This window comes from Sphingobacterium mizutaii (genome assembly GCF_900187125.1).
Taxonomy (GTDB): Bacteria; Bacteroidota; Bacteroidia; order Sphingobacteriales; family Sphingobacteriaceae; genus Sphingobacterium; species Sphingobacterium mizutaii.
The window spans coordinates 3,081,812-3,099,514 of the sequence record NZ_LT906468.1; the positions used below are offsets into that span (position 1 = coordinate 3,081,812).

Consider the following 17,703-nt stretch of genomic DNA (forward strand, 5'->3'; position numbering starts at 1 on the left):
CTTAATCTTCTTTTTCTAAGGTATTTGCTGCGACCTCGTTAAATAGGGTCATTAATTCTTCATTAGGTTCCTGTCCGTATTTCGATTTGAAATAATCCTTGAACAGGTCTTTCATGTCTTGATCTAGGTTTACACTCGATCGCCCACTTTGCAGTTCCTGCTTCTTACTTACCACTGGAATAACATGGATAATCCCATTATGTGCTTCATGAACGCGTTTTAAATCGCTGGAACTTAAAAAATTATCAGACTCCAAAGTAAGCTCGACCAAAGCATTGGGATTATCATGCAACCATTTCACCGCTTCGTCGATATCATTGAAACGCATCCGAACCAATGGCCTCCCTTTTTCCAGATGCACAGTCCTATATTGAGCAATCTTATTAGGCTCTAAATCCACAATGATCACCTGTTTCTTTTGCCCGCTTTCCGAAAAGGAATAAGCCAATGGACTTCCAGGATAGATCACAGGAGCTGTTCCCTGACCGATTTCATGGAACTTATGTAAATGCCCTAAGGCTGTATATTGTACTTGCGCGGGAATACTATCAGAATACACGAGATCCGCGAAACCTAATCGGAGCGGCTTTTCCCCTTCAGGTTCTTCCAGCATTTCAGCCCCTCTCTTCAGCATATAAAGATGAGTGGTCAATAGGTTCACCCCGTAATTATCACAATATTGATTAGCCGTTTCCTGCCAATTCTTTTTCAAAAGCTCCTGCAGTTGGGTAGCCTTATCCGTATCGCCAAGGTATTGTTTCAGGCGGATTTCATTCGCAAAGGCGGTGCTCAATATCCGGATGGGATAATAATACTTAGGAAGTTTGATCTCCAAGAAGCCCTCATCCACCCTTATTACATCAAAACTGTCTTCTACGGTAATGGGATTTATCTTCAGGTTCGGTTGTCCAAAAAAGAATATCCCCAATTCCCTGGCCAATGAATCGGGCGAATCAATACGATCCGGCGAATCATGGTTGCCTGCAATGGCGATAACCGGTCTTTTCCCATTCTTGGAAAGTCGCTTTAAGGTACGGTAAAGTAATTCGGTTGCTTCTACTGGGGGATTAAAAGTATCATAAAGATCTCCAGAAACGACAACGAGGTCAACTTCTTCGCGATCGGCAATCTGACATATTTCGTCCAAAACTTCCTTTTGCTCCTCAATCCGAGAAAAGAAATCAAGCTTTTTACCCAGATGCCAATCTGCTGTATGTAATATGCGCATTTACGATAAATCTGTGATGGTGAAAGTTAAAAATACAGATTTTTCTTTTTGTAAAGGGTTAAGAAATGTGAAAGATTTTGGGGTCTTATCCCCTCTTGAATACCTTAACGGTCGGAGTGACCGAGGTCTTTTTCGGGATTAACCCTATTGCGAACCAATTGCTTAAGTTCTTTGATTTCCGGGAAACGACCTTCCTTTTTCCTATCAAAAATTATTTCATCATTCACGAAAACCGTGTAACGACCATTGATCTCACTAGGTTCCAGATTCACCGAGTGCAGGTCCTCAACAAAAGTGGTCAGAAGCTCTTGAGCCATGTAAGCAGCTCGTAGCATCCAACCACATTTGGGACAATAAGTTATGCGAACTATTGCTTTCAATAAATTAACCTAAATTATTGTTTAACAACAGTAAATGCTTCCGTTTTTCCATTATGACAGGTATTACAGGATATATTGTAAACCACTCCATCATAAGCACGGTTGAAATGCTTTTTATTGATCTGTTTCGTCATTTTGATCATATGTCTTGCAATATTTTTCTTCGGATTAGCATCAGAAGCAAAGTCTAAACCCTTCTCTCCATTCGGTTTAGGAGCATGACAATGATTACATTTCACGCCTAAGGCCATATTGAAGGATTTCATGGTGCTATCCAACTCTTCAAGGCTGATGTTCTTTGGAAGAACCTTTAAATTCTGAGGTCTTTCCTCTTGTCCCCCTATATGAAATGCACTCAGGCCAATGACCAGGGCAAATAAACTTAACAGTGTGATAGCTTTTCTCTTCATATCTCTTTGATTTTTAATGGTTCAGCAATTTAATAAAAAATACATAGAATTGTAATATAAATGTCATGAAAAAATATACAATATTACTACACAAATACTTACGCCACAGCATTTGGTTTAAAACTTCTTTGTTTCTATCTTGCGAGCCTTGATTTTTAACTGATTCAAGCCGGCTCGAAGCCTCTCTTCTTGCCAAAAACATGAAACGATAGCTATGTACAAACATTTTTTGCTCTTAACCTGCTTAATTCTAGGGATGACTTTTTCGTCTTCCGCTCAACTAAAAGCGATTAAATCCAAAACTGGTTATTCATACTGGGTTAGAACACCTGATAACATAGATAAGAACGAAAAACTTCCAGTCATTGTCTTTCTCCATGGCCGCAGTCTTTCTGGCCACGATCTGAACCGTGTCAAACGATATGGCGTACTTAGGGCAATTGAAAGAGGAAAAGACTTAGAAGCCATTATTGTGGCACCACAGACCTCCAATGGATGGGATCCAGACAAAGTTATCGATGTATTGGATGCTGTACTGAAGGATTACCCTGCCGATGAACATCGAGTTTATGTTTGTGGCATGAGCATGGGCGGTTATGGAACCATGGATGTCGCAGGAAAATACCCAGATCGCTTTGCTGCAGCAGTTGCTATCTGTGGTGGTGGAACCGTGAGTTATGCTTGCAACCTGACCCAAGTGCCTTTATGGATCCAACATGGAAGCGCAGACCGGGCTGTACCGGCTTCTGAATCCAAGAAGATCTACAACGCCATCAAAAAATGCAATAAAAACGCCGATGCCACCCTCACTATCATTCCGGGAGGAACACATGGTAGTGTAGAACGTTTATTTCATGGTGAAAAGATTTACGACTTCATGTTCAAACATAGCAAAGGCTCATAATCAGATATTTGAATAACTTCTATTAAACATCTACTTCAAAATAACATTATGCTAATCCAGGTCCATGACAGTATGCAAAAAGACTATTCTTATGAGCTTACAGAACCTATGGGCAAAAACTTCCACCCTGAATTCCAACCTCAACTAAGTCCACAGGAAATGCTTGAACTTGGCGTATTCAACGGAAAGTACCTGAATGATTGCCAATCTGAATTCCCAAAGGAATGGTTTGAAAAAGCAAAGCTATATCATGGAGATAGCAAAGCCGGCGACCCGAATCTAAACTTCTTTAAAATAAAGGCTTCCCAACCCCTAGCTGAATGGAAAAGAAAAGGCTGGATAAACCCTCAGGACCCCCGCGGATGGTTCCAATGGTATTGCCGATACTTTATGGGTAGAAGATCTGAAGATGATGAAAGACAGATCAAACGTTGGAAAGCATTTAAAAGACATATTGCCCAAGTCAAGGGAAATTGTACCTTCGGAGATTTCCAATGCCGCCCCAAACAAAGACAGGCACTCTTGCATTGGGCTTACGACAGCATCAATCTTTAGACCTACAGATTAGCAGCAAAGGACAGCATAAACTGTTTTCCATTATAGGAAGGCATCAATAGAAATGGATTTTTACGTTTTTGGAGCCGATCTTCCAGTCGCGGCAGCATCCAATAAGCCATCTTGGTACTTAACACCCCTATCCCTGCCCCCATGACCACATCAGATAACCAATGGCGATTATTGTACATCCTAAAAAAGCCAGTACCCACAGCGACGGTATAGGCCCCAACCCCATACCAAATAGACTGATGCCTATATTCCTGCCAGATCAATTCAGCACCAACAAATGCCGTAGCGGTATGGCCAGAAGGAAATGAATTGGATGCAGAAAAATCAGGTCTTAGGATAGGCACACTCTTTTTCATCAGGTTCACCGTACTTCCCATGATGATATGGGCAACTGAGGCAACAAACAACCTGGACTTTAAGTTATGCTTTGCCTTGACTCCCATGAGATCAAATGCAAAATAAGATCCCGTAGCAGCATATTGGGTAAAATCATCAATTCTTATCCTAATTGGATTATCGGCTTGTAGATTATCTCGGATTAAGTGATTCTGCTTCTGCAAATAAGGACTCTTAACTGAAGCAATACCGTAGCTAATAAAACCAATCGGAGCCAACAATTCCTCATTAAATATTACATCTGGCAAACCTCTTTTTTTTACCGGCATGTTTTGGACAAAGGCACTGTCTTGTTGACAGAAACAGCATTGCCCATTGAAATGCAAAACAAACAGTAGCATTAAGCGTAATAAGATTGCTCCGTACTTCAGAAGTAGCTCCATCCATGAAATAAATTAGGTCATGAAATAATAATTGATTATTTTAATAATACTTTTTCCTATTACTAAACATAGTATTATTAGAGCTAATTTATTATTAAACCACAACAATAGAAATACCTATAACAAGGTATTTTTTCTTAAGTCACTTATTATCTACACGTCAAAAGCAAAAAACAAATCACTGTTAGTTAAGCAAAACAATCCCCAATCTTTTAAAAACTGGTGCAATTATATAAATCAACCATACATTGGCACATTTTTTCTACCATTTAAGCCGTTCTTCATTTAGCTTTAAGATAATTCAGCTAAACAGAAATGATTCTAATTGATTTTACATGAGCGATATCCAAAAATCAGAAAATGGCGATGCAACAAAGTTTTTAGAGACTATGGGCGTTTCAGAGCAATTCTTTGAGGCAATTGATGCCTATAGACTGGAAAACTTACCTGAATACACAAGAAATACAGAAACCTTCGCAGGCTATCAATTGAAATATGCAGATACAGCTATTGAAGAGCGACTAATAGAACTGCTAAAGAAAATCTATCAGGAAGCAGAACTCCAGAAATTCAAGGACATGGATGCCGATTCTATCTATGAATACGATAAGTTAAAATTTAAATCATTTGAGAAATTAATCGAAGACTTTTATGATGAAATCTACCTAGAAGCCAATAGATTACTTTCCGGGGTCCAAATTAACGGTACACCTAATCAGACCCGACCTTTTGAATTCTTCACAGTAAATCGTCCAAATGGCCTCTACATCGTCAAAGCATTTGATAGTTTCATGCCGCAGAACATACAAATCAAGCAGGAGGCATTGATCAAACCCGCTCAATTCCTCTCTATCGAGGCCATTGACCAAGAAATCAGGATCACACTTTCTGCGCCGGATCAGGAACTTATTTCCAGGCATTTCCTAACAAATCCAGATGAACCCCTTGCCCTCCTGTTAAAACAGAGAATAATTAATATCGTCAGAGATACAGCAAATCTCCAAAACAACGTTTTAATAATTTGGAGTCCTTGGCCGGCTTCAGAGCTATATGACATGACTAAATCAGTTAAAAACGAAATACATTAACATATAAAACTACACTCTATGTTTGAAAAGACACCCCTCATTCAAGCCATCGACAGCGGAGATATCAGCAAAGCTGTTGAATTGTACAATCAAGGCGAAAGAATCCCTCATAGCCAGCATGCTTACGATTATTCCCAACTATACGATACCCTTATCCGAAAAAAAGGCTATGAACTTATTAGCTTAATGCTACAGAACAATGAAATCGAGAAAGACATCTATATGCTCGACAAAATTGACGACAGCATCTTTTCAAAACTGGTCAAGGTGAAAAACCCTGATGAAGGATTTATTTCATTTTTCACCGACCTAATGGGACAAGCGGAAAATATCAATGATGAGGTTTCCGGCCAAACGCTGATCAGTTTCGCAGTAGAAAGCGCAGCGGACCCAGCAATTATCCAAGCCTTGATCGATGCCGGATGTAGGGTGGATTTCAAGAACCAAGCAGAGGACAATCTATTAAATATTAGCATCAGGAAACATGGCATAACTCCTGAACATATAAACCGTTATATCGAAATATTCTTAAGCGAAGGCTTAGATATTAACGAAACAAATAAGGTGGGCAAAACCCCCTTACATATTGCCATGGAAAACAATAAATACCATGTCCTTGAAAACCTATTGCAGAATGGAGCCAGCCCTAATCAGCAGGACAATGAAGGCAATTCGGCTTTCTTTATTGCGGTTGCCCATAAACATGATGCGGAGCAGTACAAGAAACTTTCAGAATATGAAAGCATGGATTTTGAGCAAACTAACAAAAATGGAGAAAAAGCTCTGCACAACCATCTCAGGATGATTGACGGCGCTGAAAACACCGAATTGATCTTGCAGATGATTGAAGATGGAGCAGATCTAAATAACACAGCCCCACACTATGGAAAACCAGTTTCTGCTTGGGACTGGATTGCACAGAAAAAATCTCCTTTCTTCGAACAAGTATTCAAACAGGCCCAGCCGGAGATCAACGAACAGGATGACTTAGGTAACACCCTATTACACAAGGTTGTCATGAAAGACAGCAATTATGACCAGAATGACGCTAAAGAAACTTACAAAAAAGTAAAATTCTTACTGGATAATGGTGCTACTGCCAGCATCTTGAACAACAAGGAACAATCTGCCATGGCGATTGCCTCTGAAGACAATTTAAAAGGAAAAACAGTCGAATTGCTATTAATCGCTCAACAAAAAGAAAACTAAGAAATTATGTCCATGTCATTTATCATCGCCTGCGAAGGCGGAAAAAGAAAAATAGCCGAATTACTATTGGAAAACAATGAAGTAGATGTCAAATATACCGATGAAAAAGGCCGTACTGCAATGCATTACGCCGCACATCGAGGCTACCTTGACTTGGTAAAGCTTTTGACAGAAAAGGGTGCCGAGCTTGATTATGAAGATCAACAAGGCGAAACACCCCTGTTTTTTTCATGCCTACAGAAACAGAAACAAACGGCTCTTTATCTCATTGATGAAGGTGCAAGAGTGGACATTAATGACCTGAAAGGAAATAGTTTAGTCCATTTAACCTCATCTACCGGTCAAGCAGACGTTCTAAAAACACTGATCGAAAAAGGTCTTGATGTCAATACCCTGAACAACAATACCGAAAGCCCATTAATGTTAGCGGTATTAAACAGAAGCCTGGAAGCTGCAAAAATTCTACTTGAAAATGGAGCAAACCCTGACATCAGCAACAAATCTGGGAACACCCCGCTATTGATGGCGGTAAAAAACAGACACCTACCAATGGTTGATTTACTATTGGAAAATGGTGCTGATGTCAACCAGATCAATCAATTTGGTGAATCAGCAATCTTGGTCGCTTGTTATGAAGGCAACAAAGCCATGGTAAAAAACCTTTTGGACAATGGCGCAGACGTCTCAATCAGCAGTGCTGAAGGCGTTTCCCCTATTTGGTATGCATGTTCCCACAACCAAAAAGAAATCGTATCCCTGCTTCTTGATAATGGCCTAGATGTAAACCACAGCAGACCTGTATCTGGAAACAGCCAGGCAATGTATGGTTATCTGGATTATGTAGAGACCAACAATAATCTTTCCATTGATGCCCAGTTCAATTTTCATGTGAATGAATCCCAAGGCGGCGAGAGCTTACTTCAACATGCCGTTAAAAATGGACACCTGAGCATGGTCAAATTATTGATTGAACGCGGCGCAAACATTGACATGCAAGATGAATCAGGGAATACAGCACTTCATTACGCAGCAGCAAATGGCAAAAAAGATGTGCTAAAATATCTTTTAGAAAACCATGCAGATCCACAATTGGTCAATGTAAAGGAACAAAAAGCTATAGATTACTCGAACATCAAGGGATTCAATGAAATTACTGCCCTGCTCATCCAATTTGGATCTACCCAAGGAAAAGAAGCTCCAAATACCGCAGCTCCAAGCCTAGCTGCTGGAAACAGCAGCGCCCCTGTCGATAAGAAAAAGGCGTTGATGGACCTAAAGGACCTGTTGGATGCAGGAATCTTAACTCAGGAAGAATTTGATGTAGAAAAGAAAAAAATATTGGCTGGTTAACATTAGGCAAAACATTTTGTCAGAATTAATGTTGCTTAGGGAAATTGAACAATATGACCAACATATCAATTGGACTACTCTTAATCCGGATCTTTATTGGCTTAAGGCTTATGTACGGGGTATTTGACAACCTCATCAGTTGGGACCATATGCAGGAATTTGCTGGCTTTTTGGGAAAAAATAAATTCCCTTTCCCAACAGTTTCTGCAATAGTATCGGTTGGTATTCAGATGATCGCCGGTTTCTTGTTATTGATCGGTTGGCAAACCAAACTCTCTGCTGTGTTAATCTTCATCAATTTCTTGATCGCCATTTTCATGGTTCATCTACCTAATGGGGATTCTATAGAATTGATGACAGCAGCCCTAGCCATGCTTTTCATTTCAGCTTGCCTATTCTTTACGGGTGCTGGAAAATATTCAGTGGACAAAGTTTAACATAAAAAATACAGAACAATGGAATTGACAAATTTTAAATACAGTCAGAAAAAATTAAACAATATGGCCATGATTTTCCTCCTTTTAGGAATCGCTGGCTTAGGCTTTGCCTATTACAAATGGTTCGTAGATACCAATAGTTATGCGGTTTCCATGGGGAAATACGGCAGCATCTTTATCGCTCTGTTGGGCTTTGGAGCATTCACCTACATGAAACTGTTTGGAAAAAAGTCCGATGAAATCGCACTCAGCATTGGTACCAATGGAATTACCTCCAACACCACCCCTGTTGCCAAGGCAGCAGAGTTGATTGAATGGGACGATTTAGTGGACATCAATTTCAACGGAAACTTTTTGGACATCTATGTCAAAGATCCTCAGAAATATGCTGACAGGATGAAGAGCTTCTTTGTCCGAGATACCTATCTAAAAGCGATGAAAGGGGTCATCCGAATTTCCATAGCTGAGGTCGATGGTTCACCGGAAGAAATGTCCAAGGCAATTAGCAAATATTTAAATCTATAAGGTAATTACTCTTTATCGATACCTGAATTCAGGTAATTTCCATTAATTACTAGCCCTAACTACCTAATTGTTTTAGATTTGCAGGACACAAAAACTATCCTAATATGAAAAAACAGTTTTTATTTGCATCACTTGTTCTGGGATGCAGTCTATTTGTCGCTTGCGGCGGATCTAGCAAATCAGAGGAAGAAGGGGATTCGGAAGATACAGGAATCATCGAAAACATAAGCAATGCCGGAGAAGCTATCAAAGGTCTTAATGGCCTGGAGAAAGCAATGAAGGACATTGAAGCGCAGATGAACGCCTTAAAAGAAAAGACTCCTGTAAGTAATGATGAATTAAAAAAGGTGCTACCTGAAACCTTGGAAGGTCTGAAAAGAACCTCCATCAATCTTGGTGAATCTGCTTCCATTGGTGTTTCCAGTGCAAATGCGACCTACCAAAACGAAGATGCTTCAAAAACGATTGAAATCTCCATCTTAGATGGGGCGGGTGAAGCAGCAAGCTCCATTACTGGCCTTGCATTCTATGGATTCAACCAGGATTCGGAAAGAATCACTGATGATATGACCGAAAAAACAATGGAATACAAAGGTCAAAGAGCAAAACTGACAGAATCTAAATTCAATGATAGGCAAACCTCAACCATTGAATGGCTGCATAAAAAAAGGTACCTAATGAAAGTCGAAGGAGAAGGATACAGCATCGACGAGGTAGGTAAGATCATGGATAACTTAGCATTAGGGAATTTACCTGAATAAACATTACACTACATAACTAAACAAGGGGCAATGAAATTCATTGCCCCTTGTTATTTTTATAAGTGCTTAATTATTTCCTAGGTTTTGAAGCCATCACAAATTGCAGCTCTCCCCCATTTGAAATATCAGTATGTGAAATCTTAAAGTCTTTCACTTCTAGCCCATTCCACAACACCTTGCTCACATATACATTCTTCTCCGATTGGTTTTTAGCCAATACCTTCAAGGTTTTGCCATTTTCCAATTGTACCTCAGCCGACTTTACTAAAGGGCTTCCTAACCAATAATGGGTGTCTCCAGGTGCAACCGGATAAAAACCCAATGAACTGAACAGGTACCAAGCCGACATTTGTCCACAATCATCATTCCCACCTAAACCTGCAGGTCCATTGTGGTATTGGTTACGGATAATCTGCCTGATTCTTTCTTGGGCCTTCCAAGGGCTTTTTGTGATGTTGTATAGATAGGCAACATAGTGTGAAGGTTCATTTCCATGAACATAATTCCCTATGATACCCTCACGCGTGATATCTTCAGTATTCTCAAAATACTTATCAGGAAGGTGCATGGTAAACAAGGAATCTAAATAAGTTTCAAATCGCTTCTGTCCACCCATAGTTTCCATCAATTGAACCGGTTGATGTGGAACATACAAGGAATAATTCCAAGTATTCCCCTCAATAAATCCCTGTCCATGCGTATCTAATACATCAAATTTTTCTCTAAATACACCTTTGCTATCTTTTGGGCGCATAAAACCAATGCGTTCATCATATAGGTTCTTCCAATTCTCAGCGCGCTTATTGAATTCTGCTGCGATCTCCTTCTTACCCAATTTATTGGCTAATTGTGCGATACACCAATCATCATAAGCATATTCCAAGGTATTCGAGACCGAAGTGCCATTTTTATCATCCGGAACATAGCCCAAATCGATATAATCGCCTATGCCCTCATATCTTCTTGCATTGGCAGTCTGCACACAGGCATTCAAGGCCGCCTCCGCATCTCCCTTGTACACGCCTTTCATGATCGCATCCACAACCACCGATACGGAATGATAGCCACTCATACACCAATTTTCATTGGCATAATGCGACCAGATCGGCAACATATTCAATACCGATTGCTCATGATGGGCCATCATGGATGAAACCATATCAGCATTTCTCTTCGGATCGACCAAATTCAACCAAGGATGAAAAGCCCTAAAGGTATCCCATAGAGAAAAAGAGGTGTAATTTGTAAAACCATCTGCCTTATGTACCTCTTGGTCCAAGCCTTTGTACTCACCATTAAGGTCCATATATACAGTTGGCATTAGGTTAGCATGATAAACAGAGGTATAGAAGTTCACTAGATCCTCTTTGTTCAGCATATCAACCTTAAATTTCTCCAACTCTTTATTCCAATCTGATTTGCCTTTATTGACGATCTCCTCAAAATTCCAGTTTGGCGTTTCTGCCTGCATATTTTCCAAGGCATTCTTCATGCTTACTGGACTCAAAGCTACTTTCATCATGACCTGCTCCCCTTCTTTGGTATCAAAATCCAAATGCATTTTGATATTATGCGCCGCTAGGTCCGGGAAATTATCCTCTTGGTTGAATTTCCTCCAGAAACCCTTGTATTGCACATTCTTATCCAAATATTTGGCACCATAATTCTTAAAGGCTTTAGAAGTCTCGATAGCAAAATATACAGTTCTGGTCCTTGCCCAACCATTGGTCTGCCTATATCCAGTAATAGTGGAATCATTCAGCACACGAACGACTGTCCACACATTTTTACCATCATAATTATAAATGCCAGAAGTCAAATCCAATATCAAATGGGATTGATCAGAAGCTGGAAAAGTATAACGATGCACACCCACACGGGTGCTTGTAGTCAATTCTGCTTGGATATTATGCTTATCCAACTTCACCTTATAGTAATTGGCCTCAGCAACTTCATTATCGTGACTGTATAGTGATCTATATCCATCCTGTGGCCGATCTGAGGTCCCTGGATTCAATTGCACCTTTCCTTGGGTTGGCATAACCAAAATATCCCCAAGGTCGGAATGTCCTGTTCCAGAGAAATGCGTATGACTAAAACCAACAATGGTTGGATCATCGTATTGATAACCTGCACAGTATTTATATACATCACCCGTATATTGTCCGTTGACCGCATAAGGGATGGTATCGGTTTCGGGGCTCAACTGTACCGATCCAAAAGGAACAGTTGCCCCAGGAAAGGTATGCCCCATTTTTGCAGTTCCGATCAATGGTTTGACGTATTGGCTCAAGTTTGGCTGTTGGGCATTCGACATTAGCGGAATGACCACAAAAGCCAATACTTTGGCAAAATTCATATAGTTCTTTTTCATCATATTAAATTACAGGATTTGAGGCATATTCCGACCAAAGTTCATCAATCGTTTTTCCGGTTTCTCTTGCCCAAAACTCATCAGTATAGACTTGATCACGCATCGCCTGATCTAACTTCTTGACAAAGTTCTTTTTCTTATGTTGTTCTATCCAATGGAAGAATCGCGCAGTAATCCTATAAGAATCGGTATATTTCTGTTTTTCATTAAATTCCGGAAGTCTCCAATTACCTGCTTCATTGGCTACCCCATATTTAAAACGAATATAATCCGCAATGCCTTCAGTAATCCACCATGGCCCAGATCCGTTGGGATATGCCTGAACGATATGCATGACTTCATGCGTCACGACATCAATATCATGTGGGTTTTTCTTCAACCAATTAGGACTGTATCGAACGATCCCTCCCGCTGTTGCAGCGACACCATCATACTCCGGATCGATGACAAAGGTCACTTCCTTCCTTGTTTTCTTATTATACTTTTTGGCCAACTTAGGGTAGTTGGTGAAATAAGTGTCAATAAGTTCTTGTTTAGTGACCGCACTAAAATCTTTGTCCTTATTGATCCATATTAAGGTATACCCCTTCTTCTTCAAAGTATCCAGCTCGACGGCAACCTTTCGGTCATCCTCGGTATGTTCCCAGCTTTGCGCATGGCTTGAAGAAATAGAAATACCCAAAAATATGCTTAATGCGAATGTTAATGTGTTTTTTCTCATTGGGCTAATTGATTTATTAAATTTTTAGTGAACTCTCGCCGATAATAGCTGTTTTGAGCCAACTAAAACGATAATCTAGTACTCAAATATATTTAAAAAGATTAGTAATACTATAAAAAACTAGGATTGTTACAACAGTATTTATTAACCTAGGTTCATTTTTGGGGCCTAAAGTTCCCCTAACTTTATTAAAAAGAACAAGGCATGAGTCAACACCTGCATGTTCGCCCTTGGATTAGGTTTTCTGGAAACATGCTAATTATTCTTGTATTATTTTCTATAATATTGCTATAATCAAAAAAGGTGATCCGTCTCCGAATCACCCTTTCCCTTTTTTAATTAACGGTAAACCAGGTATAACCTTTCGCAGGAATCTTAACCGGTAAACTCAGTTTATAATCTCTTGCCAATTGATGCTTTTGGGGATTCTTACCCTCGAAGGCAATCTGCACCTCCTGATCTAATCCAGTGTAGTAAAGCGGCAGATCAACATGAATAAGCATCTCTTTATCAGTTGGATTATATAACATACCCAATCCCTTTTCTTTTCCATTTGGATCAACATGTAATATACCATCCCAATTCCTCCCGTCTGCTCGACGCAGGTGGATGATGTCTGCATTCAAGATATCTCTATATTTCTTGTACCAATCAATCACCTCAATGACGGTGGCTTTAGTCTTATCTGTATCATACAATCGAGGACCTCTATAACAAGCTTGAACGCCGGCGCCATAATATTGCATCATCAATTGTTTATAATCTTCCAAATGATCATTTAATGGTTCCAAAACTGCATCTGCACCGCCTCCATGGTAGGCTGTCAAAGGAACAAATCCCCAACCCATTGACGGCGTCTTCTCCCAGGTACCATCATAGATATTTTGGCGGTTCAATATCTTTTGCTGATCTCTCGACAAGGAGAAATTAACTTCCCGATACCCCAAGGCAATTTTATTCGTGCCATCTAGAAAATACCAATCTGGCGCATTGATATATACGCCCATCTGATTCAATTCATGGAAAATAGACTTCTGGATTTCCATCTGTGCAAATTGGGAATCTTCCACGCCATGATGCCCCGGATGGTCGTGCGACGCACAGACATCTCCCGGATATGGACCATCCATTTCCAAAATACTAAAACCGGTATTCTTGAAAAAATCCTTAATTGCTTGTGCGTAATCCAAACCCCATTGGCTACCAAAACATGGCGCATTCCCAAAAAATGCACCTCCGGGTTTTCCGGTTTTCGGATTGATGACATCAGTTTCTGGGTTAATACTTCTTGAACTAAACAAAGTATAGCCCCCTAATTTAATTCCCTTGGACTTTGCATAATCCGCCAATTCCTTCCATTCTTTATGGTTCTCGGCCGTGTTTAGCTCCATCTTCAAATGGCTACCAAAACTCAGGATTACCGCCTCATAGCCCGTTGCAGCACATTGATCAATAGCTGTAATCACTTCCTCCCTATTTTTACTTACCAAATGCATAAATATAGGATTAGCATTGGTCCATGGCGTTAAATACCGGTACATCCTCCTGATAGCTAAGCCTCTGCGTTCCTGGTCATGGCTATCATGTAGTAATTCAAAAGTTTTAACGGAAGTAAATTTCTGTTTGGGCAGCACTTCGATCTTAGATACATCTTTCGGATAGACCAAGGCCTTTGCCGGCGTAGTCAAATCATAATTGACCTGCGAAGTATAAGTTGTATCTTTTTCCCAATGCAAGGTTTGATCGGATAGACGGTATTTCATTGCGTTATTAAAAGCATAATTGGTCTCAAAATAGATTCCCGATTGCTTTTTCATATCCTCGGTACTGCCTACGACAGCTGATTCCTCTTCTACCAAGGAAAGTATCTCATTGACCAAGCGATTTACTTCAATCTTCTTTTGGCTTTCATTCCTGACTTCTACCCATTTTCGAAGGACCGGCAGTCCATCATAGATTTCATAATGTACATCGACGCTAATCCCCGGTAATTCAGGATGTTGAAATTCCAAGACTAAGCCAATGCCCATGGCTTGTTCCGAATGGGGAGACCAAAATGGACTTTTGCTATTTAAAGCTTGCTCTAATGGCACTTCCCGAGCTGTTTTAAATACAAATGCATCAGGATTAGCTTTTAACGTCGGAAACCATGATGTCAGGAAATAGGCTTTCTCCTTCTGCCCTTTTAACCCACCAATCTCATATTCTTTACCATTGATATTCACTACAGCCTCGGGCTCAATCGCTCGGATCAATTGTTGCCCATTACTGAGGTTGCTGAAATCATAACAGGCTAAGTTAGCCGCTTTCTTAAAAGCTCTTCTTAACAGTCCATTTTCAAGGATAATATCTTCTTTATTGTTAATGATTTTTGAGTTATAGCCCGTCGATTGGATCAGCCAATCTTTGTTGGCATTTTTTTGCACCTGTCCACTTGAAAACTGAACCGATGAAACCGATAGTAAGGCAATTAGGATTAGTTTAGTGCTGATTTTCATAATTGATAAAAAAGGCAGTTGATAGGAATCAAACTGCCTGCTGCAAAGTGAATATTTTTGGACTAAAGACTTCTTGACAATTCGTTCAATAGCGTCTTGGCATTGTTCAATTCCTCATTCCAACCGTCAAAACGCTGATTGGCTTCCATCTTGTTGATGGCTGTTTGAAAGCTGTCTATAGATTTTTGATCATTTTTAGCTTTCAATGCTTCCATTACAATCCTTGCTTTTTCATAATCTTGGATTCCTTCCAACATTCTTTCATATCGGATTGATGATCGACCTTTCGGATAAACAATATAAGTATCTCCTGCTGGCCAGGTCCTGAACCTAGAATCCGTCAATGGATTTTCTACCCATGAGTTATAGGCCCATCTCAGCATACCATCAAAACCGGTTGCCAAAGCATACCAACCCAAATAAGTCGACTCGGCCGGTTCGGAGAATGTAAACTGATTTGGGAAACCATCCGAGCAACAGATATAGAAGGTACTGTTCAAGCCTCTTTTATGCCGATCCATAATATCAGCCTTTGAAAAAGGATGACCTACCGAGATACTGATATCCTCTGAATTTGGAAAACGCTGATAGGTTTTTTGGTTATCGGCATAAGAAATACCAATTTCTGGTGCTACCTTTTCCAATAAGGCAAAAGCCGCGTCCATCTGTTCTCTTTCCCTTTCATCCATGGCAATATTGGTTTTCTTCAACCATCCTTTTGCATCCAGATGTTTTACGAAATCCTTCAAAAATGGAGTCCAAAGTTCTTCAAAAATAGCGGTACCTGGTTTGGTAACTACATTGACCAACTCCCCTTTTGCGGTATCTTGATAATGGATCTCATTGTTCCATGGAATGATAGAATAACAGTTTATCATGTCATCAACTCCTAGGTCCATCATAAATTGAACCCAACGGTCAAATACGGCATAATCATAGGTCCAGGTTCCATCGTTATTCTTGGTCCAGGTAATCATGTCGGCATAAGGATCATAGGTCTGAACATTCCAAGGATCTTTGTTCAAGGTGGTCGTAATTACCTTCTGTCCGGCGTCTGCAAGCATTTGCATCACAGGTTTCATGGCTTCAAAATGGGCATCACTCCACATTTCCAGGCCTTCAACTCTTGCTACTGCAGATGGGTGTTGCCATTGGTCTAGATGATAGCTCCATTCTGTTGCTTTAGGCAAGGTTTGATTGATTACATCCAGCTCTAAAGCCAATTTTTGGCTAGGTTGTCCCTTCGCAGAAATGGTTACAATCCCTTGGTAAAGACCCGCTTGGGCATTTTCCGGTATCTTTACACTGATCCACACTGGTCGAGCTGTCTTTTTTTGAATATCAAACGACTTAAGATTATCCAGCATATCGGGAGCTAGCGATGAGGCGAAATCCTCAGGTTTGCGGTATCCACATCCGCCTGCAAACTCATCGGTCATGACATAACGCACAAATCGCGCATCGGAAGCAGCCTTGGAAATCACTGCTTTATTTTTTGAAACTAGATCAGAAACATCCACATGAACATCAGCAATATCAGCATTGGTCCAAAGAAGGATCTGAGCAGATAACTTCTCCCCTTTCCAGCCCTCAATTTTCACTCTATTTTGTTTGGCTATTTCAGGCGCCAAGGACTTGGCAAATCGCTTATCGATTGTTACAAAAGAACTATGTAGGCCTGGTCCTACCTTAGACCAGTCAGCATTGACATCGGCAGTAGGATCAGCTAATTCGACAAAGGTTTCTGAAAGTGCAGCTTTACCTTGGGCACTTGCTTCTTCAACAGTCAAGAAAGTAAGGCCTAAACTCAGTAAAACCACCCATTTAGGAGTATTGATTTTCATTGATGATAGTTTAGTTGATTATGCTGCAGCAATTTTTGCCACAAGAATACAATATACAAGATACAGGAATTAATTTAAAAGCGACAGGCCAAAAGTTAATGTAAGTAAAATATTATACAAGACTGCAACCGATTAGTTATTCAAACATATAGCATCCAATTAACTGAATTTCAACTATTTTATTATTTGTATAAAATATGTTGCAATCAAATATTTTCATTCTATATTTGTACTTGTTTTTAATGAGTCTAAATAAACTAACCTCCCTTTGTTAGTTTCGTTTAATTAAACCCTATCATTCTTTTTGTTGAGGAGGAAAGTTTTTTTCAGGTTCTTGGAAACAAAATAGCGCCATGCTAAAGACGGCAATCTCTGCATGACGCCAAAAATCTAATATCAGCTGTAACTGGTATTAGTTGATCGATTCTAGGAATCAATCACCTTTTACACACTGTATGTATGAAAGGACCTGCAAGATAAACAAAATTGGGCGCTCTCCCTATTAATTTATCCCACGGTTCTTTCATAAACAGTTAATGGAATTTTTAACATTATACATTAACATTTTATGAAGTACCATCTATTATCCAATCACTCACCTACGAGTTACACACACTTAGTATCTAAT

At 39.9% G+C, this 17,703-nt stretch carries 16 protein-coding genes; 8 read left to right on the forward strand and 8 right to left on the reverse strand.

Going from position 1 to position 17,703, the window contains the following annotated elements; genetic code table 11:
* Position 1: 1 nt before the first annotated feature.
* The 3 genes from CKW03_RS13385 to CKW03_RS13395 all read right to left on the reverse strand — a co-directional run bounded on the left by CKW03_RS13385 (position 2) and on the right by CKW03_RS13395 (position 2,018).
* The gene (locus CKW03_RS13385; RefSeq protein ID WP_093097855.1) at positions 2 to 1,228 is read right to left on the reverse strand and encodes a metallophosphoesterase family protein; all 1,227 of its coding nucleotides are present in this window, start codon (positions 1,226 to 1,228) and stop codon (positions 2 to 4) included.
* Between the two features lie 104 nt (positions 1,229 to 1,332).
* Positions 1,333 to 1,608: an Rdx family protein gene (locus tag CKW03_RS13390; protein ID WP_169919008.1), complete on the reverse strand. Its 276-nt coding sequence runs from the start codon at positions 1,606 to 1,608 to the stop codon at positions 1,333 to 1,335.
* Between the two features lie 14 nt (positions 1,609 to 1,622).
* The gene (locus tag CKW03_RS13395) at positions 1,623 to 2,018 is read right to left on the reverse strand and encodes a c-type cytochrome (protein WP_093097857.1); all 396 of its coding nucleotides are present in this window, start codon (positions 2,016 to 2,018) and stop codon (positions 1,623 to 1,625) included.
* Between the two features lie 214 nt (positions 2,019 to 2,232).
* Between CKW03_RS13395 and CKW03_RS13400 the strand changes: the two genes are divergently transcribed.
* Positions 2,233 to 2,922 (forward strand): carboxylesterase family protein, encoded by a 690-nt coding sequence (locus CKW03_RS13400; protein WP_093097858.1) that lies wholly within the window; start codon positions 2,233 to 2,235, stop codon positions 2,920 to 2,922.
* Positions 2,923 to 2,970: 48 nt separating this feature from the next.
* On the forward strand, positions 2,971 to 3,477 hold the full coding sequence (locus tag CKW03_RS13405) for a hypothetical protein (RefSeq protein WP_093097860.1): 507 nt from the start codon (positions 2,971 to 2,973) through the stop codon (positions 3,475 to 3,477).
* A gap of 2 nt (positions 3,478 to 3,479) precedes the next feature.
* Here CKW03_RS13405 and CKW03_RS13410 read toward each other — a convergent pair whose 3' ends face one another.
* On the reverse strand, positions 3,480 to 4,268 hold the full coding sequence (locus tag CKW03_RS13410) for a phosphatase PAP2 family protein (protein WP_093097861.1): 789 nt from the start codon (positions 4,266 to 4,268) through the stop codon (positions 3,480 to 3,482).
* A 335-nt stretch (positions 4,269 to 4,603) separates the two neighbouring features.
* On the opposite strand from CKW03_RS13410, the gene CKW03_RS13415 reads away from it, so the two are divergent.
* The 6 genes from CKW03_RS13415 (at position 4,604) to CKW03_RS13440 (ending at position 9,638) form a co-directional block, all read left to right on the forward strand.
* Positions 4,604 to 5,356: a hypothetical protein gene (locus CKW03_RS13415; RefSeq protein WP_093097863.1), complete on the forward strand. Its 753-nt coding sequence runs from the start codon at positions 4,604 to 4,606 to the stop codon at positions 5,354 to 5,356.
* A gap of 18 nt (positions 5,357 to 5,374) precedes the next feature.
* Positions 5,375 to 6,565, forward strand: a complete 1,191-nt coding sequence (locus CKW03_RS13420; RefSeq protein ID WP_093097864.1) for an ankyrin repeat domain-containing protein — start codon at positions 5,375 to 5,377, stop codon at positions 6,563 to 6,565.
* 12 nt (positions 6,566 to 6,577) lie between these two features.
* The gene (locus CKW03_RS13425; RefSeq protein ID WP_236736485.1) at positions 6,578 to 7,915 is read left to right on the forward strand and encodes an ankyrin repeat domain-containing protein; all 1,338 of its coding nucleotides are present in this window, start codon (positions 6,578 to 6,580) and stop codon (positions 7,913 to 7,915) included.
* A gap of 53 nt (positions 7,916 to 7,968) precedes the next feature.
* Positions 7,969 to 8,352 carry a DoxX family protein gene (locus CKW03_RS13430; RefSeq protein WP_093097867.1) on the forward strand — a complete coding sequence of 128 codons (384 nt, stop codon included), beginning with the start codon at positions 7,969 to 7,971 and terminating at the stop codon, positions 8,350 to 8,352.
* Between the two features lie 18 nt (positions 8,353 to 8,370).
* On the forward strand, positions 8,371 to 8,877 hold the full coding sequence (locus CKW03_RS13435; RefSeq protein WP_093097868.1) for an STM3941 family protein: 507 nt from the start codon (positions 8,371 to 8,373) through the stop codon (positions 8,875 to 8,877).
* A gap of 104 nt (positions 8,878 to 8,981) precedes the next feature.
* A complete protein-coding gene (locus tag CKW03_RS13440) occupies positions 8,982 to 9,638 on the forward strand; it encodes a hypothetical protein (RefSeq protein WP_093097870.1) in 657 nt (218 codons plus the stop codon).
* 70 nt (positions 9,639 to 9,708) lie between these two features.
* Here the strand turns inward: CKW03_RS13440 and CKW03_RS13445 are convergent, their stop codons facing one another.
* From CKW03_RS13445 to CKW03_RS13460, 4 genes are all read right to left on the reverse strand, one after another.
* Positions 9,709 to 11,997 (reverse strand): GH92 family glycosyl hydrolase, encoded by a 2,289-nt coding sequence (locus CKW03_RS13445; RefSeq protein ID WP_093098483.1) that lies wholly within the window; start codon positions 11,995 to 11,997, stop codon positions 9,709 to 9,711.
* A gap of 19 nt (positions 11,998 to 12,016) precedes the next feature.
* The gene (locus CKW03_RS13450; protein WP_093097871.1) at positions 12,017 to 12,733 is read right to left on the reverse strand and encodes a basic secretory protein-like protein; all 717 of its coding nucleotides are present in this window, start codon (positions 12,731 to 12,733) and stop codon (positions 12,017 to 12,019) included.
* Positions 12,734 to 13,068: 335 nt separating this feature from the next.
* Positions 13,069 to 15,231 carry an apurinic/apyrimidinic endonuclease family protein gene (locus tag CKW03_RS13455; protein ID WP_093097873.1) on the reverse strand — a complete coding sequence of 721 codons (2,163 nt, stop codon included), beginning with the start codon at positions 15,229 to 15,231 and terminating at the stop codon, positions 13,069 to 13,071.
* 62 nt (positions 15,232 to 15,293) lie between these two features.
* On the reverse strand, positions 15,294 to 17,075 hold the full coding sequence (locus tag CKW03_RS13460; RefSeq protein ID WP_093097874.1) for a DUF4091 domain-containing protein: 1,782 nt from the start codon (positions 17,073 to 17,075) through the stop codon (positions 15,294 to 15,296).
* Between the last annotated feature and the right edge of the window lie 628 nt (positions 17,076 to 17,703).

What these genes read in the sequence shown, in the direction of transcription:
- CKW03_RS13385 (WP_093097855.1), bottom strand. Translation starts at nt 1,228, where the DNA reads ATGCGCATATTACATACAGCAGATTGGCATCTGGGTAAAAAGCTTGAT.
- CKW03_RS13395 (WP_093097857.1), bottom strand. Translation starts at nt 2,018, where the DNA reads ATGAAGAGAAAAGCTATCACACTGTTAAGTTTATTTGCCCTGGTCATT.
- CKW03_RS13400 (WP_093097858.1), top strand. Translation starts at nt 2,233, where the DNA reads ATGTACAAACATTTTTTGCTCTTAACCTGCTTAATTCTAGGGATGACT.
- CKW03_RS13405 (WP_093097860.1), top strand. Translation starts at nt 2,971, where the DNA reads ATGCTAATCCAGGTCCATGACAGTATGCAAAAAGACTATTCTTATGAG.
- CKW03_RS13410 (WP_093097861.1), bottom strand. Translation starts at nt 4,268, where the DNA reads ATGGAGCTACTTCTGAAGTACGGAGCAATCTTATTACGCTTAATGCTA.
- CKW03_RS13415 (WP_093097863.1), top strand. Translation starts at nt 4,604, where the DNA reads ATGAGCGATATCCAAAAATCAGAAAATGGCGATGCAACAAAGTTTTTA.
- CKW03_RS13420 (WP_093097864.1), top strand. Translation starts at nt 5,375, where the DNA reads ATGTTTGAAAAGACACCCCTCATTCAAGCCATCGACAGCGGAGATATC.
- CKW03_RS13425 (WP_236736485.1), top strand. Translation starts at nt 6,578, where the DNA reads ATGTCATTTATCATCGCCTGCGAAGGCGGAAAAAGAAAAATAGCCGAA.
- CKW03_RS13430 (WP_093097867.1), top strand. Translation starts at nt 7,969, where the DNA reads ATGACCAACATATCAATTGGACTACTCTTAATCCGGATCTTTATTGGC.
- CKW03_RS13435 (WP_093097868.1), top strand. Translation starts at nt 8,371, where the DNA reads ATGGAATTGACAAATTTTAAATACAGTCAGAAAAAATTAAACAATATG.
- CKW03_RS13440 (WP_093097870.1), top strand. Translation starts at nt 8,982, where the DNA reads ATGAAAAAACAGTTTTTATTTGCATCACTTGTTCTGGGATGCAGTCTA.
- CKW03_RS13445 (WP_093098483.1), bottom strand. Translation starts at nt 11,997, where the DNA reads ATGAATTTTGCCAAAGTATTGGCTTTTGTGGTCATTCCGCTAATGTCG.
- CKW03_RS13450 (WP_093097871.1), bottom strand. Translation starts at nt 12,733, where the DNA reads ATGAGAAAAAACACATTAACATTCGCATTAAGCATATTTTTGGGTATT.
- CKW03_RS13455 (WP_093097873.1), bottom strand. Translation starts at nt 15,231, where the DNA reads ATGAAAATCAGCACTAAACTAATCCTAATTGCCTTACTATCGGTTTCA.
- CKW03_RS13460 (WP_093097874.1), bottom strand. Translation starts at nt 17,075, where the DNA reads ATGAAAATCAATACTCCTAAATGGGTGGTTTTACTGAGTTTAGGCCTT.